This window comes from Atopostipes suicloacalis DSM 15692, assembly GCF_900129085.1.
In the GTDB taxonomy this organism is placed as follows: Bacteria; Bacillota; Bacilli; order Lactobacillales; family Carnobacteriaceae_A; genus Atopostipes; species Atopostipes suicloacalis.
In genome coordinates, this window is record NZ_FQUF01000009.1 from 1 (window position 1) to 24769 (window position 24769).

At 35.2% G+C, this 24769-nt stretch carries 23 protein-coding genes and 1 pseudogene; 15 read left to right on the forward strand and 9 right to left on the reverse strand.

Annotated features, from left to right (window positions below; all coding sequences use genetic code 11):
• The first annotated feature begins 111 nt into the window (after positions 1–111).
• Complete coding sequence (locus BUB96_RS03510) at positions 112–309, forward strand: CsbD family protein (protein WP_073296539.1); 198 nt, start codon at positions 112–114, stop codon at positions 307–309.
• A 452-nt stretch (positions 310–761) separates the two neighbouring features.
• Here BUB96_RS03510 and BUB96_RS03515 read toward each other — a convergent pair whose 3' ends face one another.
• Positions 762–2192 (reverse strand): hypothetical protein, encoded by a 1431-nt coding sequence (locus tag BUB96_RS03515; protein WP_073296542.1) that lies wholly within the window; start codon positions 2190–2192, stop codon positions 762–764.
• Positions 2193–2340: 148 nt separating this feature from the next.
• On the opposite strand from BUB96_RS03515, the gene BUB96_RS03520 reads away from it, so the two are divergent.
• The 14 genes from BUB96_RS03520 to BUB96_RS03585 all read left to right on the forward strand — a co-directional run bounded on the left by BUB96_RS03520 (position 2341) and on the right by BUB96_RS03585 (position 18310).
• Positions 2341–3249: an IS982-like element ISEfm1 family transposase gene (locus tag BUB96_RS03520; protein WP_002324522.1), complete on the forward strand. Its 909-nt coding sequence runs from the start codon at positions 2341–2343 to the stop codon at positions 3247–3249.
• A 187-nt stretch (positions 3250–3436) separates the two neighbouring features.
• Positions 3437–6130 carry a SpaA isopeptide-forming pilin-related protein gene (locus BUB96_RS03525; RefSeq protein WP_073296545.1) on the forward strand — a complete coding sequence of 898 codons (2694 nt, stop codon included), beginning with the start codon at positions 3437–3439 and terminating at the stop codon, positions 6128–6130.
• 59 nt (positions 6131–6189) lie between these two features.
• Positions 6190–6510, forward strand: coding sequence for a hypothetical protein (locus BUB96_RS03530; RefSeq protein WP_073296550.1), 321 nt, complete (start codon positions 6190–6192; stop codon positions 6508–6510).
• A gap of 15 nt (positions 6511–6525) precedes the next feature.
• Positions 6526–6924 carry a DUF961 family protein gene (locus BUB96_RS03535; RefSeq protein ID WP_073296555.1) on the forward strand — a complete coding sequence of 133 codons (399 nt, stop codon included), beginning with the start codon at positions 6526–6528 and terminating at the stop codon, positions 6922–6924.
• A 16-nt stretch (positions 6925–6940) separates the two neighbouring features.
• The gene (locus BUB96_RS03540; protein ID WP_073296557.1) at positions 6941–8377 is read left to right on the forward strand and encodes an FtsK/SpoIIIE domain-containing protein; all 1437 of its coding nucleotides are present in this window, start codon (positions 6941–6943) and stop codon (positions 8375–8377) included.
• A gap of 376 nt (positions 8378–8753) precedes the next feature.
• Complete coding sequence (locus BUB96_RS03545) at positions 8754–10055, forward strand: XRE family transcriptional regulator (RefSeq protein WP_073296560.1); 1302 nt, start codon at positions 8754–8756, stop codon at positions 10053–10055.
• A gap of 12 nt (positions 10056–10067) precedes the next feature.
• Positions 10068–10553: an antirestriction protein ArdA gene (locus tag BUB96_RS03550; protein WP_073296563.1), complete on the forward strand. Its 486-nt coding sequence runs from the start codon at positions 10068–10070 to the stop codon at positions 10551–10553.
• Entirely contained in the window at positions 10550–10924 is a 375-nt protein-coding gene (locus BUB96_RS03555; protein WP_073296566.1) for a hypothetical protein, read from the forward strand. The genes BUB96_RS03550 and BUB96_RS03555 overlap by 4 nt, the downstream gene beginning before the upstream one ends.
• Before the next feature lie 4 nt (positions 10925–10928).
• On the forward strand, positions 10929–11948 hold the full coding sequence (locus BUB96_RS03560; RefSeq protein ID WP_073296569.1) for a conjugal transfer protein: 1020 nt from the start codon (positions 10929–10931) through the stop codon (positions 11946–11948).
• Positions 11949–12287 carry a TcpD family membrane protein gene (locus BUB96_RS03565; RefSeq protein WP_073296573.1) on the forward strand — a complete coding sequence of 113 codons (339 nt, stop codon included), beginning with the start codon at positions 11949–11951 and terminating at the stop codon, positions 12285–12287.
• Positions 12288–12289: 2 nt separating this feature from the next.
• Positions 12290–12979, forward strand: coding sequence for a TcpE family conjugal transfer membrane protein (locus BUB96_RS03570; RefSeq protein ID WP_073296575.1), 690 nt, complete (start codon positions 12290–12292; stop codon positions 12977–12979).
• 14 nt (positions 12980–12993) lie between these two features.
• On the forward strand, positions 12994–15516 hold the full coding sequence (locus tag BUB96_RS03575; RefSeq protein ID WP_073296578.1) for an ATP-binding protein: 2523 nt from the start codon (positions 12994–12996) through the stop codon (positions 15514–15516).
• A gap of 12 nt (positions 15517–15528) precedes the next feature.
• Positions 15529–17298 (forward strand): CD3337/EF1877 family mobilome membrane protein, encoded by a 1770-nt coding sequence (locus tag BUB96_RS03580; protein ID WP_073296581.1) that lies wholly within the window; start codon positions 15529–15531, stop codon positions 17296–17298.
• Positions 17285–18310 (forward strand): lysozyme family protein, encoded by a 1026-nt coding sequence (locus tag BUB96_RS03585; RefSeq protein ID WP_073296585.1) that lies wholly within the window; start codon positions 17285–17287, stop codon positions 18308–18310. Before BUB96_RS03580 ends, BUB96_RS03585 begins: the two co-directional genes overlap by 14 nt.
• Before the next feature lie 112 nt (positions 18311–18422).
• Here BUB96_RS03585 and BUB96_RS03590 read toward each other — a convergent pair whose 3' ends face one another.
• From BUB96_RS03590 to arsA, 8 genes and pseudogenes are all read right to left on the reverse strand, one after another.
• Positions 18423–19193: an ABC transporter permease gene (locus BUB96_RS03590; RefSeq protein ID WP_002415744.1), complete on the reverse strand. Its 771-nt coding sequence runs from the start codon at positions 19191–19193 to the stop codon at positions 18423–18425.
• Positions 19186–20121 (reverse strand): ABC transporter ATP-binding protein, encoded by a 936-nt coding sequence (locus BUB96_RS03595; RefSeq protein ID WP_002372158.1) that lies wholly within the window; start codon positions 20119–20121, stop codon positions 19186–19188. The genes BUB96_RS03590 and BUB96_RS03595 overlap by 8 nt, the downstream gene beginning before the upstream one ends.
• A 77-nt stretch (positions 20122–20198) precedes the next feature.
• Positions 20199–20378, reverse strand: coding sequence for a hypothetical protein (locus BUB96_RS03600; RefSeq protein WP_003744454.1), 180 nt, complete (start codon positions 20376–20378; stop codon positions 20199–20201).
• Positions 20379–20402: 24 nt separating this feature from the next.
• Complete coding sequence (locus BUB96_RS03605) at positions 20403–22076, reverse strand: FAD-dependent oxidoreductase (RefSeq protein ID WP_073296589.1); 1674 nt, start codon at positions 22074–22076, stop codon at positions 20403–20405.
• A gap of 20 nt (positions 22077–22096) precedes the next feature.
• Positions 22097–22231: pseudogene (locus BUB96_RS03610) on the reverse strand (arsenical-resistance protein); the annotation flags it as partial.
• Between the two features lie 23 nt (positions 22232–22254).
• On the reverse strand, positions 22255–22626 hold the full coding sequence (gene arsD / locus BUB96_RS03615) for an arsenite efflux transporter metallochaperone ArsD (RefSeq protein WP_000049327.1): 372 nt from the start codon (positions 22624–22626) through the stop codon (positions 22255–22257).
• A 1-nt stretch (position 22627) separates the two neighbouring features.
• Positions 22628–22921 carry an As(III)-sensing metalloregulatory transcriptional repressor ArsR gene (locus BUB96_RS03620; protein WP_002333381.1) on the reverse strand — a complete coding sequence of 98 codons (294 nt, stop codon included), beginning with the start codon at positions 22919–22921 and terminating at the stop codon, positions 22628–22630.
• A 90-nt stretch (positions 22922–23011) separates the two neighbouring features.
• The gene (gene arsA, locus BUB96_RS03625; protein ID WP_003744432.1) at positions 23012–24751 is read right to left on the reverse strand and encodes an arsenite efflux transporter ATPase subunit ArsA; all 1740 of its coding nucleotides are present in this window, start codon (positions 24749–24751) and stop codon (positions 23012–23014) included.
• Between the last annotated feature and the right edge of the window lie 18 nt (positions 24752–24769).

Genomic DNA, 24769 nt, shown 5'->3' on the forward strand with positions numbered 1-24769 from the left:
AACCAGCGTTAATCACATTGTCTACTATTTTACACAAGATTATGGACTTGACACGAGTATTTACATACTAAACTATAATAAGAATATTAAAAGAAAATAGGAGGACTTATTATGCCAAATAAAGACAAGATAAAAGGGAAATTCAATGAAGTGGTTGGAAAAGTAACGGATGATAAATCTAAAGAATTAAAAGGTAAAGCCCAACAAAAAGCTGGAGAAGCAAAAGAAAAAGGAAAAGATATTGCCGATAATGTTGCTAAAGATGTTAACAATCGGTTTGAAGATAACAAAGAAGATAAAACAAAATAATGTTTTTGATTTAATTAAATACTTAAGAAAAAAGAGCGGCTTTTTAGCTGCTCTTTTTCCGTGTCCAAAATATTATCTTTTCATATATTTTTGTACAAATTCCCGTACAAATTCTCGTACAAAAATCGTCAATTTAAGTGACTATACCCCTTAGAAACACTATCATCAAGCTATTTATAGCTTTTTACCCTACAGACCCTTCCAGCAAAAGGTTAGCTTTTTTAAGAGCTTCTGACAAGCTCTAATCATTGGTATATCAGCATTCTACTTTTTCAATGAATACTGCGAAATTCCAGTAATTTTTGTCAATTGTAGTTAGTTTTGATTTAGTTTCAAACTGTTTTAACTAGAAAAAATATGGATATTTTGAATTATTTTTTGTAAGAAAATTGTGAGCTAGAACGAATACTAAAAAATGGATAGAACAGTTCTATTCATTTTTTTATTTCATTTTAAAATACAGAAATTAGCTGTTTAAACTTGCTAGCTTTTATTTTCTTTGCCATAACAATCGGCCTACTCTCATCTAAAAGATAGTCAATAGTTTCAGTGACTCTCTCACTTGCAAGAGGTGTCCTAATAATTTGAAGTATCTCTTTCAAATTATTTGTACGAACTTCGGAATATAAATTATTCACTATAATATCATCTTCTAATTCAGTTAACAGTATCTCTAATTGATCGTTGTTTAGCATAGATAGAAAATTATCGTAATAAGCTTTCGCTCCTGGTGAAACACCTGAGTTATAGGTCACTCCGTTACCAATTCGACATCTTAGTATAGTTTTGATTAGATGTTCTTGTCTATCAATAGGAATATCATTAGACGTATTAAAATAAGACATAATCTTTTTTATTACAGGTCTCTCATGATAAAAATTATCCCAACCATTATGTTTTGCAATCAACTCTTCACAAAGTAAAGTTAGTTCTAGGCTTTTTCTAGAATTGACTTTATAACTATTACCATTACATTCATCAAAAAATGATTCACCCAAACGTTGCTTTTCTTGTTCCAAGTTAACAATATAGCTCTCTATGTTATTCCCCAAGTCAAACTTAATGTTTTCTGGAGAGGCTTGCCAAACCAGAGAAGCAATTGAAAGAATATTCTGTTTTGTAATATTATCTATTTTTGGATCTGTATACATCCCAAAAATAGTTCTTAAAATATTCCCAGCCAATGTAGTTGATAAAAGCTTCAAAGATTCTCCAATTGATTGAATTTCACCACTGGAAAACAAATTGTCTTTTGTCCTTAAGTTTTTGATAAATTGTTGTACTTTTATCGCACCTTCAGAGGGATTATCAGATATTACTTCATTAACACAAATTTGAAGCCAACCTAAAAGTTCAAAACTATTAATTTGTCCAGCATTTGGATGAGAACCACCAATATTATTTCTCATATCTAAAATATATGTTAATTTTTGATGGACTATATTTGAAATTATTTCGAGTTTCAAACAAGTATCAAGTAGAACCCTATCTTTAATTGCTGGAAGATCATCTTCCGAAGTGTATAAATCTCTAATATTTTCTCCAACAGCCGCATCAAAAAAAATATCAAGTCCATAAAGACATACTTTATTTCTTAAATTAAGTACTACTTCATTCCAAAGATCATTAAGAGCAGAATCATACCTACCTATTGCTACACTCGAAACAAATTTTGATAAATAAGTTGCATTTTTCCTTAAAGATTCAGGTATTTGCATTATTACATTAGGAATATTTAACGCCATTTGTTGTTTCTCATGAACTGGAGCTAAAATATTCTGTGATGGAAGTCCCAATTCAATTAAATATGATTCAAAGTTACTATTTGAAACAATACTTAGTTGGTTATCAATCTGTTCAGTATTTAATACATCCCCATTCACAAAAAAACCTCCGTACTATTTATTTAATATACTAACTACCCGTGGTGCTAGTTAATTTTTTCCTAGAGGAAAATGTCTAAACATGTTGGTAAATCAACAAAAAAACGCTTATAGTAGTCTCAAAACTCCCAAGAAATGAGGACTACATATGCGTTCATCAAAATATACTGAACATTATACAGATACTTTTATAACATTCAAGGAAATTATGAGAACTGTTTCTAACATATACCACAATTGTGTACCAGATAAGATTAAAAACCGAAGAAATACTGATCAACTGAAGCAACGCGATACAGTGATTATTGCTTGTGTTATATGGGGTATAATTAATGGCTATACTAGCCAAAGAGCCACGTATAGAGCGGTTTGTTCCGTCTTATTTCCTAATGGTGACTTTCCTAGTAGGAGTCGATTCACTCGCTTAAGTTCAAACTTAGCTTACACTATCAAGATTATTCGATACTTTTTCATCAAGAAGCTCACCAAAGGTGAACTAGTCGGAATTATAGATAGTTTTCCTAGTCCATTATGTAAACCAGTTAGAAATAGACAAGCAAAACTATTGAATCAAATAGCCAAAGTTGGCTATAACTCAACAAAAAAATCTTATTTTTATGGTCTTAAAATTCATATGATCGTTACTAAGACTGGCTTTCCGATTACTTACTCAATCACGAATCCAGGTGTCCATGACGTGAAAGTGTTAGAGACTTTATCGGAAGAAGCGAATCTTCCCAATATCCTAGGGGACAAAGGATATATTAGCCATAAAATCCATGAAAAGCTTGCCCTTAAGGGCATTACTATATCCGTTCCTCCACGTAAAAACATGGATAAATCAGAAAAACTAGACCACAGCTTACTTGGAAAACAAAGAAAAACAGTTGAGACTGTTTTTTCTTCCTTAGAAAAATTAGGTTGTCAAAATTTCAACTCACGTTCTGTTAAAGGGCTAGAGAGTAGATTTGAAAGCATATTACTGGCTTACAGTGTTCTATTAAGTCGAGCACAACGACGTTTTGGAGGAACTTTGAGATATTCTTTAGGATATTAAAATTAACTAGCACCACGGGTACTAACTATATTATACAATAGAATATTTTATTGTAAATCTTTGGATTGATATTGCCTAAATTAAAAAGTTTAGAAAAAGGAGTTGAACCACCCCAGTTGTTCCCATCAATCAGAAGTCCCTCTCCTAACCTAAAAAAACAAAAATAACTCAAGGAGGAAAAGAAACAATGACAATTAAATATAAAAAGCACAAACTAGCCAGCTATCTTGCATTGATAGTAATGATGGCTAGTTTTTTTTTTACTCCTATCACTGCTCTTGCTGCTACCGTCAACTACACAAGAATTGCTGATTACGTTTCTACTTGGTATTTAGCGAATCCTGCTGGTCTTCACTGGACAGACGACGGTGTTCACATGATTAAAGCAGAGGGCGAACCTGCCTTCTGTATTGAACATGGTACCATTTTAAATGGCGGTTCTGGTTTTGATCCATCAGAACTTACAATTGCTGAAAAAGATCGATTGTCTCTGATTGCCTATTATGGCTATAAAACGAATCCTACAAGTGAAAACTATGGAATCACTCAAAATATGATTTGGGAGTCGTTTGGCGATCAGCTACTGTCTACCAACCTTCCCAACTATCAAAATCGGAAAAATGAAATCCTAGCAAAAGTGAATGCGCACAATACCAAACCTTCATTCAATAATCAGACGATCACATTAAATGTTGGCGATACAATCACACTTAATGATACAAACGGTGTTTTAAGTAAGTATGGCAATTTAGCAAGCAATTCTGCTAATTTACAACTAAATAAATCTGGAAACCAATTGAAGTTAACCGCAACCAGTTCATCGAAAGAAACAGGAAAATTACAGTACAATATCGCAAATGCGAATGATGTTGGTACAAGTTTTGTTTTCAACAAACCCAATGAACAAAAAGTAGCTACTTTCAAATTATCTAATGCCGGCTCCTTTCAGCTAAATATCAAAGTCAATTTAAACGGTAATGTCAAATTGAAAAAAGTAGATGAGGATACCGGACAGCCTGTCCCCAATACAAAAATGAAATTTGAGTTTAACGGACAATCCAAAGAAATTGTCACTGATACGAATGGTTTAGCTCAAATAAATGACTTAAAAGCTGGTACCAAAATAAAAATCACCGAAGTAACGGCCAACAATGGCTTTGTAAATAAAGGCGAATCTAAAGAAATTACGATTGAACCCAATAAAACAATTGAAGTGGTGTTTGGAAATAAAGCCCAACAAGGATTGCTTCACCTAAAGAAAACAGGGCAAAAAGCTTCTAGTGTTACAACCAAAGATTCAAAATATGGAAAGCTACATGAAATCACTTTCGATTATGTTCCTCTGGCGGATGTAACTTTCACCATCAAAGCTCGTGAAGATATTAAAGTAGGCAACTATGTTCATGCAAAAAAAGGAAGTGTAGTTGCCACTGTTCAAACAGATAACAATGGTGAACTAATGAATATGCCAAAACTTTATCTCGGAAAATACGAAGCCATTGAAACAGCTGCGCCTGCTGGCTATTTGATGAATACCACCCCGCTTCCTTTTGAATTCACCTATGAAGGACAAAATGTTGAACTTGTATCTCAATCTATTGAAGCAAAAAACGATTTTCAACAACTAAAGATCACTCTCCATAAAAATGAAGAACAGATTCAGGAGTGGAAAGAAAATAAACCAATTGTAGAAGAAATCAAAGCCAACGACAAAATATTCGGTCTGTTCACTAATCAAGAATTTACAATGACAGATAAAACAGTGTTGCCTGCTGATTCTCTACTAGGATTTGGCACAGTAAAAGATGGTGAGCTTACGTTCCCTACGCAACAATTAATGGAAGGAAACTATTATATTAAAGAATTAGATGCTGGTGAAAATCATGATATTGACACTAGCCATCATGAATTTGAGTTTACAGCTGCTGACCACGAATCCGAAAAAGTAATCGACATTTATGCTGCGAAAGAAAACTCGGAGGATAAATCTGTACCACTTCTAAATAAGCTTCACTTCAACCAATTCTTACTAAAAAAAGTGAATGAAGAAGCCACTTTAAAAGAAAGAAGTGGCTATGATTTTGCTTTCACAGGGAATGGAAAAGGTACTATTTTCACTTTAGAAAATGAGGAAAAAGAAGTGATTCAAACGGTCACTGTAGATGAACAATCTCTTGCTACCTTTACCAATATCCCTATGGGAACATTCTATTTGAAAGAAAAACAACCAGCTTCTGAACAGTATGCCCTATCTCCTGAGACCTATCAAATTATCTCTACTCTAAAAGGAATTCAAGCCTATGACAGTAAAGGAACTTTGCTTAGTGAAATCCTTAATGAAGAGAAGCAAGAAGAAAATACACACAAGCAACTAACGAATGAAACTACCCCAACTGAGGAACCACAAACCGATCAAGAGCCACTTCTATTGCTGGAGATTAAAAATCATTTAGTCAAAGGGATTGCTGAACTAACCAAAACGGACATGTCCAATGGAAAAGAGCTGCCAGATACAGGCGTTCGTATTCTTGATAAAGATAAAAAAATCATCATTGAAGGAAAGACGGATCATCAAGGTCGTTTTAGTTTTGAAAACTTACCACGAGGAGTTTACTATTTCCAAGAATATGAAGCCCCTACTGGCTATCAAATAGACGAAACGCCGATTAAGTTTGAAATTCAAGAGGATGGTGAGGTTGTCAAATGTAACATGACAAATAAAATGATTCCAAGTAAAAAAGAAACTTCTGTAACAGGAAGCTTACCACAAACGGGTGAAGTTGTTTCTTTTGCAGGAATTATTTTAGGGAGCTTATTGTTAACTGGAGTTGCTGGTTATTACCTCTACAACAAAAAGAAAAAGCATCACAACGATAATTAAAAAAAACGGAGGCAGTCCTATGTCTCTTTTTTTATTAAAAAAAGAAAGAAGGAAAAAAGATGTCCAATCGTGTCACAAGCATTGTCTTAAAGGACAATCAATTAGGAAATAAAATCAAAGCAACCGTTAAAGAAGAACGAGAAGTTTATGTAGAGGGAAAAAGAATCCCTTGTCGCATTTTTACAGCCTCCTCTGCTCTTCATCCTGACTTTGAAATCATCGTTCCAAATTTACGAAACTCCCTACGTTTTGAAGGTCGTAAAGAAGTCGAGCTGCGTGAAGTTACACTTGTTCCTAGTGCCAAACGAAATAATATTGGAACAGTTAGTCGATCACTTGAATTACAAATTTTTGCTAAACAACTGCTGACACTGAACTAGAAAAGGAGAAAAATGATGAGTTTAAAATTTGAAGACAACATTGTGAAAGATTTTGATACACGTAGAACATTTGGAAAATTATTCTATTTGAATAGCCAAAAAATTTATGAAACAGATACAGAAGGCAACCGAACAGATTTTGTTCGTGAACAACGCATTACTGTCTATTCCGAAGCTAAAAATGACCAAATTGATATTACTGTTCCAGAAACTGTTGACACTACAGCGTTCTCTTATGATGATGAAGTAGTGCTTACAGGAGAAGTCACTGCACTTGCTTGGCTTTCTTCTTATACTGGTTATAACGATTCGATTCAGTCAGAACAAGCCTTCAAAATCCGAGCAGAATCCCTAAAAAAAGTAGAATCAGTTAATGTAAAGCAAGCTAGAGGGGACCAAAATCTGAAAAACTAATTGAATGGAGGCAACTATGAACACTTTCTTTCATTATCGTGGACGTAGAATTCGTCCTCTACATCTATCTGTTTATCGTACCTACATTCTACTGGCTTGGTTTCCTTTTTTATTATTTGCTGGTTACTACAGCTACCTTTTTATCTATCCGTTAATACAGATAATGCAACAAAGACAAATAATTGATTTGGTTGCCCTCTTAGTTCCCATTGGAGGGCTTTTTTTAATACTCTTCTTGCCGTTGTTAGTTTTGCTCATGATTCGCAGAGTTTCTTTTTTAAAAGGTGGTTTCTTCTATCGAGTCTACCAACGACAAATGTTAGCTCGTCTCTTGAAAAGCAATGGATTGTATGAGAAGAAGGAACGAAAATCAAAAGAACAGGCTACTGAAAAAATGGTTTTTCCAAAAGTTTATTACCGTAATACCAAGGAAATTCTTTATTTAACCGTTCCCACAGATGGGATGAAATGGCATGATCGCTTTCAAAAAATTGCAAAAACTTTTGAAGAAATGTACATTGCTGACTTCATTGAGGAACAAAAGGAAATGGGCTTTACCACCTATTTATTAATGATTGATGTGATCAGTAAGCGGATTGGAATTGAAGATTGTATCGTAACAAATGGACAAGTCAAACTCATGGATGGCGTTGTATGGGACTATGCCGAAGTGCCTCACATGTTAGTAACTGGAGGCACAGGGGGTGGCAAGTCCTACTTTCTGCTCACCTTAATCCATGCGCTTATTCAGGTTGGAACAGTTGATGTATGTGATCCAAAAGAAGCAGATTTAAAAGATTTAGAAAGTCTACATTTATTCAAAAATCACGTATTTTACGGAACAAAATGGATCACGAAATGCTTAAAGAATGCTGTAGAAGAAATGAATCGACGTTATGTTTATATGAAGGCTCTCCCTAACTATACAACAGGGAAAAACTTTGCATACTATGGTATTCCTCCCTACTTTATTATTATTGATGAGTGGGCAGCCTTTTTTGGCACCTTAACCTATAAAGAACAGGACGAAATTCTGCGATACGTAAAGGAACTTGTTCTAAAAGCACGACAAGCAGGTGTTTTTCTAATATTAGCAACCCAACGTCCTGATGCAGATAACTTTGGTGGCGGTGTACGTGATAATCTTTTATTTCGAGTTAGCTTGGGAAAGCTATCAGAACAGGGCTATTACATGACTTTTGGATCGGATCAAAAAGGAAAAGCGTTCATCAATAAACGAATGAAAGGCAGAGGCTATTGTGATAGTGGTTCAGGAGTTCCACGTGAATTCTATGCCCCTCTTGTGCCTAGAAAATATGACTTTCTAGCAGCTCTTCAACAAATTGGTTCTATGCAAACGTTAAATATAAAAGAGCTTTTACAAGAAATGACTACTGAGGAAATTAATGAAGCACATTCAGCTTTTGGACTTTCACAGAAAAAGTTAAAGTGAGATCCCCCCACTATATCAATGAAAAAAGGGAAAGGAAAAGTTTTATCTTTCGTTGCCCTTTTTTCGTTGCCTCAGCGGATAGAAGAAGCTGATACTAACCGCTTCGTTTTATGAACAAGGTTTCCTTGTGAAAGCCGCACACTTTGGTGTGTGGCGGTAGAACGAAAAGGAATAGGCAGGTTTCCTGCCTATGACTGTGCGTGGTTAGGGCGAGCAACGCTCGCTCTAACCTGTTACCCCCGCTTAATAACATGGGGGTAACTTTTTGCAAGAAAGACAAAACGGTTATCAAAATCCCTTATTGATAAAGCTTTTCTTTAAGAATAAAGCTGTAAACAATTTTCATTTATTTTGTGAACAACAAGGCAGGTGACCCATGAATAATCAAGAAATAAAAATTTTACGAAAGCGACTACAATTAACACAACAGCAATTTGCCGAAAAGCTTGATTGGAGTAAATCATACCTCTCTATGATTGAAACTGGTAAACGAACGATCACAAAAAAATCCATAGAAAAAATACGCAAAACATTCCATTTGGACGGTGGCTTTCTACCCATGGAAGCAAAAATTGATTTTCTTCGTGTTCGATTCAAAATCCACTCCCCTTCTCAAGTAATTGAGAAAATATTACAAATGAATCCAGATGTATTCATTTACAAAAACTATGGATTTAATCATTATACAGAAAGCTATTGTTTTAGTGACATCTTTGTTTTCTCAAATCCAGAAAACCTAGATATGGGAGTGATGATTGAACTGCGTGGACAAGGCTGTCGAGAATATGAACTGGTACTAGAAGAACAAGAAGAAACTTGGACGACATTCTTTTGGCGGCTTTATCAATCGAATATTTTTGGTGAAGGTCTAATAATTGACACCAAAATTACGCGAATTGATTTGGCTCTGGATGAACATCTCTCTCTTCTTTATCCCAATTATGATTTATTTGAATTGAAAGAAAAAGTTGAACAAGGATTAGTCGATACCACTTTTCGCAATTTTGATTTTACAGGAGGAATTGTTGTTAAGAGTGGGCAGCGGCTCAACAAAGGACTCTCTCTTTATTTTGGTTCCAGACAATCGCCGTTTTATTTAAACTTTTACCAAAAAGATTACGAACTAGCAAAAAAAGAAGAAATATCTGTTGAAATGGCTCGTCAGAAATATGGTATTAAAAATCGTTATGAAATCCGTTTAGCTGACGAAAAAGCCTATCTCTTTGTTGAGTATTTACTTTCTACAGGAGAAACAATTGAATGGATCGTCAAAGAATTAATTGATACTGCCATCAAAGTATATGATTGCGACTCAAATGGACTGCGCACTCATTACAGCCAAAATTGGCGCATGGTCATTGAAAGCATGCAAGAATTGCGATTGACCATGAAGGGTGAAAAACCAAATTATGATAAAGCGTTACGCTGGCTCTCAAACTATCTTGCTCCTACGCTAAAGAAAATTTGGATTATGGATCAAACATTTGGCAGAAATGAGTTAATGTCTAGAATTCAACAAGCAGAGCTAAAAGAAAAAGATCAAGAAGAGCTGGCAAAACTTACAACAACAATAAAAGAATTATTGATACAAGAAGAAACTCAAACAACTACTTCCTCTTCTGTAACTGTTCCACAAGAAGAAGTTGAACAACTATTAGCACAATTTTTATTTAATTGAGAGGTGAAACACATGATTGAATTATATATCGAAAATCTTCATACCAATAAAGGGCGATGGTTTGAACTACCGATTGATTGGGAAGAAGTCAAAGATAAAATTGAATTAGATGATGGACAGGAACATTTAATAACAGACTACATGGCACCATTTACCCTTTCTCACTATGAGAATTTTAATGAAATGAATGAAGTTGCAGAACAACTGGATGAGCATACTGGACACCCAGCAATCCACTATTTAGGGGAACTTGTTGAATACGGATTTTTCAACGATATTTTAGATGCATTTGAACAAATTGATGAAATTCAAGTCTACTCTGACTGTTATTCTTATAAAGACTATGCAGAACAATTAGTGGATGATCTTGGCTATTTATCTGGTGTTCCTGATTTAATCAAGTGGAATGTTGACTATGAGGGAATTGGTGAAGATTTACGCCAAGATGGACGCCTCTATCAAGCAAACGACAATACTATTATTGAGGTATTATCATGAATCAGAAATATCTCAAAGAAGAACTCAAAAAATATGGCTTTTTCTATTTAGAAGGACAAATTCCCGAAAGACAAGCTCGGCAATTTCTCACTGTAAAAAAACTAACTCAACGAGAAAATCTGGTTTTTATTCCTAAAAAAGAAGTCTGTTTTGAACGAATTCTTTCTAAACACACCAGTCTTTATATTGAAGGACTAGAACGTTATAGCGATTCCGGCGTTTATCTTGGTTATTCGTATGATTTTTACAAAGCTACCTATCTATTCAATTCTCAGCCTAGTCGTTTAAAAATTTATGGTACGCAACTTTCTGCAAAGGAACTCCTTTATTTGGTAAAGGGGTTCCTTTTTTTAATAATCGCAAAGGAGTAATTCAATGAAATTTATCAAAGAGAAAAAGAATCATCCCCCAGCTTTACCAAAAGAAGAAAAAGCCGCTAGTATCCGAACGACTCGTACCTTCTTTCTAATCCTAACGCTTTTGTTAATCAGCAGTGGTCCCTTTGCCTTTGTTAAATCTACCCAAATGCAAAGTCTTATTCGCAAAGAACAAACCACATTAACTGAAACGATTCACAAAGAATTAGCAAAAAATACAGATACAGCTGTTACATCAGAATTGTATAAACAGTTTCTACAGCCTTTCATCACAGCTTACATTAATATTCCTACCGAGCAGCAAGCATTTGAAAAACGCTTTAATTCACTCCAAGAGACCTATTTCATGATCACTTTAGATGAAGAAAAGAATACAGGGACTGAACGAAAACTACTCTCTTCTGATTTTTATAATCTAGTCAATGAAAATGGACAGTTAGTGGCTCAATACCGTATTGCTTATGAAATCAATGCTCCAGTTACAAAAGAACGTGATGTAAAGAAAAAGGAAGGTGATAAAGAAGTCATTATCAAAGAAAAATATATTGATTACGAAAAAATTGAAAATCGTGTGTTGTTAAATATCCCTTTTGTGCAATTAAAAAATCAATCGTTTAAAGTGACTGCATATCCTTATTTTACTCTTGAACCTTCACTAACTTCAAAAACTGAGCAAGCAAAAATGCCTGATATTTCTCAGTACCAACAAGTCGATAACAAAGAAGAAAAAGCGGTTATCAGTTTCATCCAGTCATTCCTTGATAAATATGTATCTGCTTCATTGGAAGATATGGCATATATAATGAAAGAACCAGAAATTCTAACAGGTAATTATCAGATAGGCAATAGCCAAATTAACCCCTTCTTCAAGGACGAACAACTCTTTGCTTTTGTTACGTTTGATGTTATTGATGGCGAAACAAAAATAGGACACAAAGAAACCATGACTTTATTGTTGAAACAACGAGAAAACACTTATTTTATTGAAACCATTCATCATTATTTAGGAGGAATTTAAATGAAACAAAAGAAAATAGTCCGATCTCCTCAGCAAAGACAACTACTAACTGTCAAACTAACAACACTACTCAGCAGCCTTTTATTCTTTTTCTCTCTATCTCCTGTCGCTTATGCTGATGCAAATGCTAAAGAAGCCAGTAACTATATCTTAAATGACTGGATTGCACCGATTTTTGGAGTAGTCGTTGTTTATTTAGTCATCAAAGAATTTCTAAATTCAAAATGGATTCAAGGTTTTGCAATCCTCTTTTTTGGCGGTATCATTTACGCTGTTATCAAAGACCCTACAGGCGTTCTTAATTCACTTTCTAATCTAAAAAGCTACTTTGGGTTATAGTCATGAATATAGAAAAACAGATATTAGACTATAGAGAGCCCTTCAATGCTCCCTATATGATCAGAGAAATTGCCAAAAATGTCCACTTACCTTTTGTCGTTTATGCACAAGACTTCACTGTTGCGACAGTCAGTTTTGCGATTGTGTTTAGTGCCCTCTTGATACTTTTTGGAATGAACCAATTAGTTGTCATTGTTTCTCTGGCTATACCTTATGGATTAGTACAACTATTTAACCGAGTTGAGCCAGATGGAAAGAGAGCGGATATTTTTTTGAAAGATTATTTTCTCTATCTTCTGACCTTTGTATTTAGGAATAAATCACTGTATCATGAGCAACTTCACTCATTTCAACAAGAAAAAGTAATTTATCATCGTTGTTCTGTTGAACAGCTTTCCATAAAAAAAGAAGGAGAAGCAAAAATGAATACATTAGATGTTGACCAATTGAAGCAAGAAATAAAAGATAGTGTTGTTCCAGAACTAATTCATGAATTTGAATCCTTAAAGGCAAGAGAAGAAGGTTTCTATGAATTGTTTGAAACAGATGATGAAGTAATACTAATGAAGAAAACACTCTTTCGGCAATTTGCAGACGGAGTTATACCGATGTCAGAAATTCCTAAATTAAAGGAACAATATCAGTCATTAATCAAGCAATCCATTCGTAAACGAATCACTAGATTATTATAGAAAGGTGGAAAAAAATGAAGTTTAAACAGCCATTTCATAAGGTTTATCATAATTTATTGCTTACTACAGAAAATGAAGTTTGGGCATATTTTACTTGCCCTAGCGACTATGTTATTGGTCAAAATAAAGAAATTCAAGAAAAGCACAAACAAAAATGGAATCAATTTTTACAAAGCTTACGCCGTTTTGAAGACTTTGAATTATTTCTAAATCCTCATTCTTACAATCTTGGTGAGCGACTAGCAGCTTTCTCCGAAAATTTTGATAAACAAGCAAAATTAATGGGTGATAGTTTAGTTGATCGAACACTTTCCGAATTAGAAAATCAACTTCGAGTTCTCACAACGGAAAAATTTTATATTGGGGTTAAACTTTCTAGTTTATCTTCTGCAACAACCGTAAAAGGAAAAGCGATGGAAGTCGTTGACTATTACGCTGGAAAACTATTATCCCTGAACCACTATCACCTAGCTGTTGATGAAGATTTTTTAAAACGATACCGTTCAATAGAATCAGAAATTTTTCAACTTGTTGGAACGGTTAATGGGCGTAGACTTACTGAACAAGAAGTGCTACAAGCCTGTCGTTATCCCTATGTACGTGGAATGAAGACTTCCTTTGATCTTGATTTTGTTGAAAATAGCAGCTATTCATTAACAGATACTATTCTTGATCCTACAGAAGAACAAGGCTTATTAAAGCTAAGAAGCTCGGAAGGAACTAGCTACATTGCTCTGCTTCCTATTCATAAATTCGCCCCCAACTTGTCATTTAATCATATAGCAGAAGTGGTGCAAAGTCTCCCCTTTCCAGTAGAATTCCGACTCAAAGGGCATTTTGAACCATTAAAAGGTGGTAGAGGATTAAAAGGAAAGTCCTCTCGTGCTGCCAAACGATTAAAAAATAGTGCAAAAGAGACAGTTTCTATGGGCGATTCCGAAATGAAATCCAGTCGCTTTAATCGTTATGCTTTGACCGACCTAAACAATAAAATAGACTTAAGAGTCCCTGTCATTAAATGGCTGGGACTTTTTGGTGTCTTTGGACAAACACCAGAGGAATGTCGTAGTCGGATTCGTACCGTCATTTCTTTATGCCAATCTCGAAATGTTGAAATAGTCAAAGGCTTAGCCGATCAAGTGTTTCTCTTCCATCAATTTTTAGCTGGTAACAAACTAGGTCCTGAAAAAAATTGGCTTCACTACACCACAGTTGAGGGAATTAGTGAAATGTTGTTGAGTGTTGAAAATCGGATTGGTGATAACGTAGGAATTCCTATTGGTATGGTCTCGGAATTGAAAAACACTCGAAACTTAACACCAAAAGAAGTGGCAAAAACGAGCCGAAAACCCATTTTCTTTAACCCATCTATTGGGAACCAAAACGATATCGCCGATAAAAAAGCCAATAGTCCGCACATTGCCATCACTGGTCCCACTGGAAATGGAAAATCCTACTTGGCAAAGTTTATTTTCTTCCTTTCAGTTTTAATGAATGGAAAAGGATTGTACGTTGACCCTAAATCTGAGTTCTTCGATTGGATTATGGAGGTTATCAATCATCCACTTTATCAAGAAAAGTATCCCGACACTTGTGCTTTCATTCAACAGCACTTCCACCAAGTGAGACTTGATCCAAATAAAACCAGTAACAAAGGCGTTCTTGATCCCTTCTGCTTTATTCCTAATCGAGTAGCTGCAAAAGATATGGCACAAGACTTATTTGAAGAGCTTTATGATTTCACTAGTGCTAGAGAGAAAAAATCAAGATTGGCAATGCTAGAAGGAATCGAAACTGTATTAAAAAGAAGAGATCAAGGCGAACGAATAGGCTTACTTCATGTAGTTGACTTCATGCTGGAAAGTCCACATGAGGAGGTACGAGATACAGCCAGCTTAATCAAGAAATCAGTACAAGGTTCTATTTTAGAATTAGCTTTTAGTTATGGCGAAAATGAAGGACTAAATCTTACGAATAAGGTGACTATCTTAGAAGTTTTGGGGTTAGAAATGCCTCGTGCAGAAACGCTTAGCAGTGATTACAGTGCTACACAAAGAAAATCTGTCATGTTGATGATGTCTATTGGAAAATTCTGTGAACTTTTCGGCTTACGTGACCGAGAAGAAAGCACCGTTGTTCTATTTGATGAAAGTTGGATCTTTAATTCTTCTAAAAACGGTCGTGCGATTATCAAATCCATGCGCAGAGTTGGTCGAAGTTTTAACAATACCCTAATTATTGTCACTCAATCGGTTAAAGATACAGCCGAAGAAGATGACACAGGCAACTTTGGACGAATTTTTGCTTACGATGACAAAGATGAACGAGAAGATATTCTTCGTCATTTAGGATTAGAGATCACTAATGAGAATATTGAGTGGTTAAAAAACCTACCAAAATATCATTGCCTTTATTTAGATTTACGAGGACGTGTTGGCAAAATGCTTGTCTACTGTCCTTATGAAGAAATCCATCAAATGCTGCAAACGGTCAAAAAAAATACAAGTGCAGATGCGGAAACGACCTTTAGCGCTTAGAAAGGAGCTGCTATGTTACTAAAAGATTTATTTGATATTGACAGTTTCCAATCCTTTTTTGAAAAAGGCGGCTGGTTTAGCATCAATGAAAATTTACAAAGTGTGCTAAATGCGTTGCTCAATATTGCCTTTGGCTTAATCAAATACCTTGTTCTGGCATTAGATTATGTGATAGACAAACTCTTTAGTTTAAATTTATTAGAAGGCGTATTACCAGATTTATTCTCCACTACTGGTGCTATTTACAACAAATTATTCAGTGTTGTAGGGATTCTCCTTTTTACATTTGTGATTGTCATTTCAGTGAAGGATTTTTTTGAAAAAGGAATCAGCAAGGCATTAATCCGTTTTGGTATTTTCACCTTAATCTATGTGGGCAGTATGACATTTTTCGCTGATGGTGCCAACAAAGTTCAAGAAGTGAATACCCTCTCTCAAAATGTACAAGGACAGTTAGTTGATTTAACAAGTGGTAGTCTAACCAAAAACACTGGCAATATCTCAGAAAATTTACTTGGATCAAATCAACAACTAGACGGAACAAGTAATATCCGAAATCTCATTTTTGATGAATTTGTTATTAAACCTTATGCTCTACTCAACTTTGGAAAAACAGACGTATCAAAAGAGCAATTTGAATCCTATCTAGTTAAAAGTGGTGAAACATTTGACCAAAAAAAGACTGATGAGATTGCTGATAAAATAAAAAAAGACTCCGAAAAAAATTCTTATCTCACCTCAGATCGTATGACCGAAAAAGTTGCTGTTTTATTAAATACCTTCATCATGCTAATCGTGATTGGAACGGCTGTACTAATTATCGGAGTTGCAAACATTTTAATCCAGTTATTAATTTACGGCATCCTCTTTCTCTTTCCTTCACTACTATTTTTAGCTTTGACTCCAAATATGCACCATCTGTTAAAAAATGGCTTCATGTTACTAGGGACATTGTTTGCTTCAAAAATAGGGATTGGATTCGGTTTTGGTCTCTTGTTTTCTATTTTAAATTTGTTAGATACTTTTTTTGTTGTCACAAACATTGTCACTATGATTGTGGGACTGTTTGTCAAAGTTTTGTTGGGGCTATTCATCTGGAAGAATAAAGGTCAGATTGTTCGTTCATTGACGAAAGGCAAAGCAGAATTAAAAGACTTTTCTTTCAATCCCAAGCAAGCTATTCAAGAAAGGCAACAACAACGAGCACAAAAAGAAGATCAGCAAAATCGCTATGCTGAACAAGACTATAAAACACAAACCGCAGAAAATGATTACCTTCGTTCTGGAGTAGAATTGGATCATGCTTATCGTCAAAATGAACTACAGGATAATTTATTAGTTCAAGCTGGTGAGGAAGAAACTTCTCTTGATGAAACAGTAATACCTTTTGATGAACAACCAATGGAGTCCAAAGAAGAACCACTCCCTACCGATACTTTTGATGTAAACGACTCAGAAGAATCATTTAACTATCCTATTGAGAACACTTCTGATTCTGTCTCAAATACAGAGCCATTACTCGCTGAAACCGCATTACCTACAGAAGAGGTTGATGATCATTTGCTGAGTCGAAATGCTTTGACAGAAGAAACAGAAATACCTGTTGAATCAGTCATTGAAACAAGCAATGTAAAGGACGACTCATCAGAAACAGAGCCACACCTCCCTTCTCCAGTTACAGAACAAGAAGCTCAGCAACTGGAAAAAGAAATCAGTCATCTAAGGCAAGAAACCTATACTACGCCAGAATTTAGTGAGGAACAAGCCTATGAAAATGCGTAAGTTATTTCCCTTGCTTTTTTTGGGCTTCTTTTTCGTTTTTTTTATGCTCATTGCTGGCAGTAGTTCTTCTACTACACACACAGCCTCCGAAGAAGGACAAAACCTGCCAGAAGCAGTGCTTCGTTGGAAAGATAAAGTCACAAAAGAAGCTACTAAAAATGAAATTCCAGAAGCGGTTCCTTACTTATTAGGAATCATTATGGCAGAATCAGGTGGAAATTCAGAAAAATATCCCGATATCATGCAATGTTCCGAAAGCCAAGGAAAACCACCAAATTCAATTCAAGATCCAAACGAATCTATTGAGGTTGGCGTAAAATATTTTGCAGATATGTGGAAAGGACATCGTGATTACGATGTTTTAAATATTGTACAAGCCTATAATTTTGGTGGTGGCTTTCTAAGTCATTCAGGTAAGAGCTACTCTCTGGATAATGCGATTCAATTCTCAAAAACTCAAGCAGGTGGAAAAACAGTCACTTACACTAATCCTGTAGCTGTCAGCTTAGGCTATGATTATCGTTATGCGTACGGCAATATGTTTTATGCTCAAATTGTTAAGCAATACATCACGTCTACTTCCAACAACAATAGTCAAGGGAATTCAACTATTGTAAAAGCAGCTCTTAAAGAATTAGATGAAGGAACTCATGATGGTGGGGAAAAATATTGGCGTTGGTATGGCTTCAATGGACGTGTTGAATGGTGTGCTATTTTTGTTTCATATAATGCTGAAAAAGCTGGGGTTAAAATGGAACGGTTCGCTTATTGCCCAACAGGTATTGAAAATTTTAAAGCTAAAAATCAGTGGTTGGGAAAAGGTAATTTGCCTAAAAGTGGTAATATCATCTTTTTTGACTGGGATGGTGATTCTGTTAGCGACCATGTAGGAATTATTGAGAAAGTAGAAAATAACATTGTTTACACAATTGAAGGTAATTCAGGAGACAAAATTGCTAAACTAAGTTATGAAAAAAACAGTCCTTATATCATGGGATATGGGACACCATAATCAAATTCTTTGATACATTAAAATACAATCTTCATGAAATAAAATAAAAAAGCTCTTATCTCCACAAATATGTTAGAGGTAAGAGCTAATTCTAATAACTGTCTTTTAATTATTAACTTCTTAATCCCTTTCCTTTATCTACTAAATAATAACAAATTGCATAAAGAACGATGATAAAAAGGATTAATATTGTAATTGAAACCATAATTGGTACATCTGTCGTTCCAAGAAATCCATAACGAAATCCTGAAATCATATAAACAATTGGATTAATTTTCGATACTGCCTGCCAGAATGGCGGCAACATTGAAATGGCGTAAAATACACCACCTAAATAAGTTAATGGCTGTAAAACAAATGTTGGTACAATTGAAACATCATCATAAGATTGTGCAAAAACACCATTAATTAAGCCTGCTAATGAAAATAAAATTGCAGTCATCAATAATGTAATCACCACAATAAACCATGAATAAACATGAAGTGGAACAAAAAATAGAGAAATGACTGTAACCAATGTCCCAACTAAGATACTCCTACCCAGTCCACCAATAACAAATCCCCAAATAATAACATGTGTGGGTACAGGTGCAACTAATAGCTCTTCAATATTCTTTTGGAATTTTTGAGAAAAGAAAGATGAAGAAACATTTGCGTAAGAACTTGTGATTGCAGACATCATAATTAAACCTGGTACAATAAATTCCATATAGGAGAAGCCGCCCATATCACCAATACGACCACCAATCATTTTTCCAAAAATAACAAAATATAATGAGGTCGTAATAACAGGAGGCACTAAAGTTTGTACCCATATCCGTAGGTAACGGTTGGTTTCCTTAACTGCTAAGCTTTTAAGTGCTGTAAAGTAGATACTAAACATTTTTCTCCTCCTTTTGATGTTTGTCTTCGGTAATTTTTAAGAACAACTCTTCCAATCTATTTGATTTATTGCGCATAGAAAGAACCTTGATATTTTGCTGATTGAGCTGCTCAAAAATATTATTAACTCCCTGATTTCGTTCAACTTCTATAGCAAGTGTTAGATCATCTTCAAAAAAGTGCTTATAACCTTTTATCACAGGCTTTTTGTCGTAGCTATCTAAATCAAAAATGAAAGTCTCATATTGTAGTTTTGATAGAAGTGCTTTCATACTTGTATTCTCAATTAGCTCACCTGATTGAATAATTCCAATGTTACGACAAAGCATCTCTGCTTCTTCTAAATAATGAGTTGTAAGAATGATTGTTGTGCCACTTTCATTTAACTCTTTTAAAAATGCCCACATTTCTCTTCTAAGCTCAATGTCCACTCCAGCAGTTGGTTCATCAAGAATTAGCAGACGTGGCTCGTGCATTAATGCTCGAGCTATCATAAGTCTTCGTTTCATCCCTCCAGATAACATACGGGCACGAACGTTTCTTTTCTCCCATAAATTGGACTGCTTCAAATACTTTTCACTACGTTTCAGTGCCTCTTTTCTTGAGACACCATAATATCCTGCTTGATTTACTACAATTTGTTGAACCGTTTCAAACGGATTAAAATTAAATTCCTGCGGCACAAGACCAATCTGTTGCTTTGCTCGCTCTAAATCATTATCAATATCATAATCAAAAACCTTTACTTGACCAGCAGTCTTATTAACAAGTGAGGTAATAATTCCAATTGTTGTTGATTTTCCAGCACCGTTTGGACCTAGCAGTGCATAAAAATCTCCTTCTTCTACAGTTAAATCAATACCACGCAGCGCCTCAACACCGGTCGCATATACTTTTTTTAAGCCTTTTAAATCTAGTGCATAGCTCATTTACTCATTACCTCCTTACTCATATTTCTTTTGTCAAAAAACAAATGCAGTCAAGGTGCAACTGCATTTGCGACAAACTATTTTCTGTCTTCTTTAGCTTTAGATTCTCTTTTTTTAGCTAAAACATATAGAACCACAACAATTATAACAAAATTTACAAATATACTAACATTTATTTGATAGTTTAATAGTTTGGCAGCGAGGAAAGCTCCCAAGATACCAGCAAGTCTTGCCAGCGCTCTTTTTTCTTCTGTCATCTATTTAATCCCTTCATCATTAAATCAGTTAGAGGCGAGCATTTGGGCAATTATCTGGTAATTTTTATTTCCTCCAGATAAATTATAGACTTCTTTAAATCCTTCGTTTAACAGGATATTTTGAGCAGCATTTCCAGTTACGCCCTTATTACAATACGTGATTGTTGTTACATTTTTATCTAGCTCCGCCACTCTATCACGTATTTCTGCTAATGGAATATGGATAGCCCCTTTAACACAAGAAATTTCATATTGTTTTTTGGAACGAGTATCAATAATTTGCAGTTGTTCTCCACTTGCTTGTCGCTCAATCAATTCAGTTGGGGTCATTAAAGGTGTTCCATTGCTTATTGCATTATCTAACGCCATTCCAGTATAAAGAACGGGGTCTTTCGTTGTCGCAAATGGTGGTGCATAAGCAAGGTCTAAATGGAACAAATCTTCTGCTACTGCACCAAATGAAATTGCAGTGGCAATTACGTCAATTCGTTTATCTACACCTTGCTCTCCAATAATCTGAGCTCCAAGAATTCTCCCGCTACTTTTATCTGCTAAAGCTTTGATTGTCAGCTCTTTTCCACCTAAGTAGTCCGCATGATCTGGCTTAATATTATAAAGAATAGCTGTCTCTAATCCTTCTAATTTAGCTTCTTTTTCTGTTAAACCAGTATATGCAACCGCTAAATCAAAAACTCGAACAATACCAGTTCCTAAAATACCACGATGTTCCAGTGTTCCTCCTGTGATGATATCACCAGCAATTCTACCCATCTTATTAGCAGTTGATCCAAGTGGACGATATATTGGTTTATCTGTAATGACAGAATAGCTCTCAGCAACATCTCCTACCGCATAAATATGTGGTACCGTTGTCTGCATTTTCTTATTCACTTTAATCGCACCAGATTTTCCCAATTGAATAGTTGTCGATTGAATAAGTGAAGTATTCGGAGTAACACCAGCTGCAAGAATGACTAAATCCGATTTGATTGTTTGCTCTTGATTGGTTGCTAATTCAGTAATATAGCCATCCTTCTCTATTACTTTTGTGATTGTTGTATTCAGTTGGAGCTTAACATGATTCTTTTCAAGCTCCTTTTGGACACGATAAGCCATATCAGCATCCATTTGTTTCATGACTTGATTGCCACGTTGAATAATAGTTACCTCTATTCCTTTATGAACCAATTGCTCTGCCATTTCTAATCCAATAAAGCCTGCACCAATAATAGTAGCTTGTTGTGGCTTTTCTTTTTCAATAAATGAGTGAATGGCAGCAGCATCTTGAATAGTACGAACATGAAAAAGATTTCTATTAGCTTGCTTTGCTTTAAAAATCTCTGGCACAATCGGTTTGGCTCCTGTTGCTAAAACCAATTCATCATAGGATTCGGTTTTCTTCTCCTTTGTTTGAAGATTCTCAACCTCAAGCGTTTGAGTTTCAGGATGAATCGCTGTCACTCGATGCTCTGTAAAAATATCTACATTATAACGCTTTTTAAACCATGCAGCATTTCTAGGGGTCAACTTATCTAACTCTTCAACTTCATCTCCTATATAATAAGGAATCCCGCAAATTGAATAGGAAATATCCTTGTCTTGGTCGTAGACAACAATCTCTGCTTCCTCTGTATTTCGTCTAGCCTTTGCAGCCACACTTGTCCCAGCTGCTACTGAACCAATAATCACAATTTTCATAAAGATGCCTCATTCCTTTTTTAAGTTTGCTTAAAATATTTTTGCTTAAATTTCAATGCTACATTTACTAAACCAATCAAAACCGGAACTTCCACTAGTGGACCAATTACTGCTGCAAAGGCTTCCCCTGAATTAATACCAAATACGCCAACTGCTCATAGGCTTTAGTTTCTTCGTTTTAGCAACATCCAGATGATGGAGAGCAGCAACTATTTGATTGTTCTTCTTTCTTATCCTCTGAGAAATTAACACCAGTATAGACACTAAACTCCTCATTTGACGGATAACCAGCCATTTTCACAATTTCACCATCTAATAAAACAACTGGTAGTATGTCGGCTCCTTTAGACTGTAACAACTCCCCAATTTTTTCATTTTCTACGAATGCCGCAGGATTACCTGTTAAATTAAAACGCTCTACTTCTACACCATCGGCTTTTTCCAATGTTTGAATAATAGAGGAAACTCGAAGCAATTCTGTATCTACTCCGGGACCACAAACTCCTGTGTCACAACACATTGCTGGTTCATACAACGATACTTTACTCATTTTACATAACTCCTTCTTTTTGTTTTATATTCAATATCTGATGTATTAATTCTTGAAATTCTTCAATGTTCTCTGTTACCAGAGAATAATATTGCCATTTGCCTTCCTTACGTGCGGTTACTACTCCCGCCTCAATTAAAACCTTCATATGATGTGATAGTGTCGGCTGAGTAAAATCAAAATTATCCAAAATATCACATGCACACTTTTCACCAGTTGAAATCATATCTAATATTTGAAGTCTATTAGGCTCTGCAATTGCCTTCATAATTTTTGATAATCCTAAATAATCCATATTCTCACCTCCATATAGATGTTCATCTATATTTAATATAGAACTTTATCTATGTTTTGTCAATGAGTAAAATATGAGTTATCTCGTAAATTATAAAATATCTCTTAAAGCATCTCCTGAAATATCCTCAGCTTTCCATTCAATCACTGCGTAATGATTGTTAGACAGCTCTGCTACCTTATCAATCCAAACTTCTTCATTTTGTGCTCTTGCTAAAAGCATTGGGTTCGTTGTTCCGCTAGAAAGCATGCTATTGTTCACTACCCACCAAGTACGAGCGATTCCCGCTCTCTCCAAGTCATCTTTTAATCGAATTGATTCATAAACAGGTGTTGCTTCGGGTAATGTGACCATTACTACTTCTGTTTCATCCCCATTTTGTAACTTAGGCAGTAGCTTTTGAACAGACTCGGGTATATCTCCAGAAGAACGTTCAATCTCTTTGTGGTAGCTTTGTGTTGAATCTAATAGCAATAGTGTATGACCTGTTGGTGCGGTATCAATCACAACAACATCACTATCTGCTCCTTCAACTATTTCCGCAAACTTTCTAAAAACAGCAATCTCTTGTGTGCAAGGGGAACGTAAGTCTTCTTCAACATATGCCACATCTTCTTCTGACATTGTTTCACGAGCTTTTGTTAATATCTCAGACTGATAATCTGCTAGTTCTTTTTCTTCATCAATATGACTCACGCTAATTTTGTCAGTTTCTGAAATAACAAATTGAAGATGTGCTGCTGGATCAGTCGTTGCTAAATGAACTTTTTTCCCTTTATCCGCTAATGCCATTGCAATTGCTGCGGCTATCGTCGTCTTCCCTACGCCACCTTTACCCATTGTAAAAATAACTTTTTTATCCGTTTTATATAAATTATCCACAATGGCTTGTAAGTGGGGAAATTCTTTTGGTTTAATTGATCCCGTCAATAGTTCTTCTTGATGTTCATTCAATAATTTTCTAATATTTTCAATTCCAGTTAAATTATATGGACGTAATGGTACAAAATATTCTGGATACTTAGCTAAACTTGCTGGCATCTGTTTTAATGCTTCCTGTTGAATAGCATAAAATTCCTCAGAGACTTTATCTGTTGCTTCTTCCAGTACCCCATTAATAATTAATGCTTGATTTTTAATCCCCATTTCTTCCAATTCTTTTGACGCTCTATCTGCTTCTAATAAAGACGTTTTTTGCGGTCTCGTTACCAACATCAACGTCGTTTTCTGACCGTCAATTAAGGTTTTAACAGCTAGATCATACATTTCTTTTTTGTCTACAGCACCTGATAATTGTCCTAAAGGAGCAGTTGCGGTCTCATTCTCATCTAAATAATTATTCCAAGCAGAAGGTAATTGAAGCATTCTCAGAGTATGACCTGTTGGGGCAGTATCAAAAATAATATGATCAAATTTTGTAGAGGCTTCTTTATCCGTTAAAAAATTGGCAAATTCATTAAATGAGGCTATCTCTACAGTACAAGAGCCTGACAATTGTTCTTCCATATTTTCCAAAACTGAATCTGGCAATTTACCACGATAAGGTCCTACAATACTTTCTTTATAGTCATTAGCCGCCTCCACAGGGTCAAAGTTGGCGACAACTAAACCTTCTACATTAGGAATTTTAGTCCCTTTATTTGAGAGTTCTAATTCAAAGACATCCTGCAAATTGCTTGCTGGGTCGGTACTAACCAACATGACTTGTTTCCCTTTGTCAGCTAGATAAGTTGCTGTAGCACTAGCTGTAGAAGTTTTCCCAACGCCTCCTTTACCTGTGAAAAATAGATATTTCGTTAAATGAATTGCCTCTGGTTGATACATTTCCATGATATTTCCTCCTAAATT

Excerpts from the sequence above, each read along its gene's own strand:
- BUB96_RS03510 (WP_073296539.1), top strand. The coding sequence starts at position 112 with ATGCCAAATAAAGACAAGATAAAAGGGAAATTCAATGAAGTGGTTGGA.
- BUB96_RS03520 (WP_002324522.1), top strand. The coding sequence starts at position 2,341 with ATGCGTTCATCAAAATATACTGAACATTATACAGATACTTTTATAACA.
- BUB96_RS03525 (WP_073296545.1), top strand. The coding sequence starts at position 3,437 with ATGACAATTAAATATAAAAAGCACAAACTAGCCAGCTATCTTGCATTG.
- BUB96_RS03530 (WP_073296550.1), top strand. The coding sequence starts at position 6,190 with ATGTCCAATCGTGTCACAAGCATTGTCTTAAAGGACAATCAATTAGGA.
- BUB96_RS03535 (WP_073296555.1), top strand. The coding sequence starts at position 6,526 with ATGAGTTTAAAATTTGAAGACAACATTGTGAAAGATTTTGATACACGT.
- BUB96_RS03540 (WP_073296557.1), top strand. The coding sequence starts at position 6,941 with ATGAACACTTTCTTTCATTATCGTGGACGTAGAATTCGTCCTCTACAT.
- BUB96_RS03545 (WP_073296560.1), top strand. The coding sequence starts at position 8,754 with ATGAATAATCAAGAAATAAAAATTTTACGAAAGCGACTACAATTAACA.
- BUB96_RS03550 (WP_073296563.1), top strand. The coding sequence starts at position 10,068 with ATGATTGAATTATATATCGAAAATCTTCATACCAATAAAGGGCGATGG.
- BUB96_RS03555 (WP_073296566.1), top strand. The coding sequence starts at position 10,550 with ATGAATCAGAAATATCTCAAAGAAGAACTCAAAAAATATGGCTTTTTC.
- BUB96_RS03560 (WP_073296569.1), top strand. The coding sequence starts at position 10,929 with ATGAAATTTATCAAAGAGAAAAAGAATCATCCCCCAGCTTTACCAAAA.
- BUB96_RS03565 (WP_073296573.1), top strand. The coding sequence starts at position 11,949 with ATGAAACAAAAGAAAATAGTCCGATCTCCTCAGCAAAGACAACTACTA.
- BUB96_RS03570 (WP_073296575.1), top strand. The coding sequence starts at position 12,290 with ATGAATATAGAAAAACAGATATTAGACTATAGAGAGCCCTTCAATGCT.
- BUB96_RS03575 (WP_073296578.1), top strand. The coding sequence starts at position 12,994 with ATGAAGTTTAAACAGCCATTTCATAAGGTTTATCATAATTTATTGCTT.
- BUB96_RS03580 (WP_073296581.1), top strand. The coding sequence starts at position 15,529 with ATGTTACTAAAAGATTTATTTGATATTGACAGTTTCCAATCCTTTTTT.
- BUB96_RS03585 (WP_073296585.1), top strand. The coding sequence starts at position 17,285 with ATGAAAATGCGTAAGTTATTTCCCTTGCTTTTTTTGGGCTTCTTTTTC.
- BUB96_RS03590 (WP_002415744.1), bottom strand. The coding sequence starts at position 19,193 with ATGTTTAGTATCTACTTTACAGCACTTAAAAGCTTAGCAGTTAAGGAA.
- BUB96_RS03595 (WP_002372158.1), bottom strand. The coding sequence starts at position 20,121 with ATGAGCTATGCACTAGATTTAAAAGGCTTAAAAAAAGTATATGCGACC.
- BUB96_RS03600 (WP_003744454.1), bottom strand. The coding sequence starts at position 20,378 with ATGACAGAAGAAAAAAGAGCGCTGGCAAGACTTGCTGGTATCTTGGGA.
- BUB96_RS03605 (WP_073296589.1), bottom strand. The coding sequence starts at position 22,076 with ATGAAAATTGTGATTATTGGTTCAGTAGCAGCTGGGACAAGTGTGGCT.
- arsD (WP_000049327.1), bottom strand. The coding sequence starts at position 22,626 with ATGAGTAAAGTATCGTTGTATGAACCAGCAATGTGTTGTGACACAGGA.
- BUB96_RS03620 (WP_002333381.1), bottom strand. The coding sequence starts at position 22,921 with ATGGATTATTTAGGATTATCAAAAATTATGAAGGCAATTGCAGAGCCT.
- arsA (WP_003744432.1), bottom strand. The coding sequence starts at position 24,751 with ATGGAAATGTATCAACCAGAGGCAATTCATTTAACGAAATATCTATTT.